This window comes from Capnocytophaga sp. oral taxon 329 str. F0087, assembly GCF_000213295.2.
GTDB lineage: Bacteria > Bacteroidota > Bacteroidia > Flavobacteriales > Flavobacteriaceae > Capnocytophaga > Capnocytophaga leadbetteri_A.
The window spans coordinates 1-507 of record NZ_KN390051.1 but is presented as its reverse complement, the minus strand read 5'-3'; the positions used below and the strand labels follow the sequence as shown (position 1 = coordinate 507).

Sequence of the window (507 nt, the reverse complement as noted above, 5' to 3'; positions counted from 1 at the left end):
ATCTACATCATAGCTACGGTAGTTATAACCAAACTGCTCTGTTCTACTAAACGATACCGAAAACTGTACAGGGCGTTCTCCTCCCATCCAAGGCTCAGAGAATGAAAACCCATAAGTACGATAGTATCTACTCACTTGCACACTAAGCGATAGAGCTTGTCCATCACCCATAGGCACCGGAGTATACGCCTTAGGATTGAAAAGATTCTTTATCGAAAAGTTATTGAAAGAGAGTGCTACTGTTCCAATAAACGAACCACCTCCATAACCTCCCTGTAGTTGTACTTGACTCGAACCTGTCTCTGTTAGATTATACTCAACATCTACGGTACCTGCATTAGGGTCTGCATTCTTCAGCTCAGGATTCATATTCTGTGCATCAAACAGTTGCATTTGTCCTAACTCCCGCAATGTACGTATTATTGACTCTCTACTATATAGGTATCCAGGACGTGTACGAAGCTCTCGATATATCACATAGTCATTAGTCTTCTCATTTCCTACTAC

General features: G+C 41.6%; 1 protein-coding gene. It reads right to left on the bottom strand.

Annotation, left to right across the window (positions count from 1 at the left end):
* Positions 1 to 507 (bottom strand): POTRA domain-containing protein (locus HMPREF9074_RS10505; protein WP_034540690.1); only part of this gene is annotated, 507 nt, incomplete at both ends.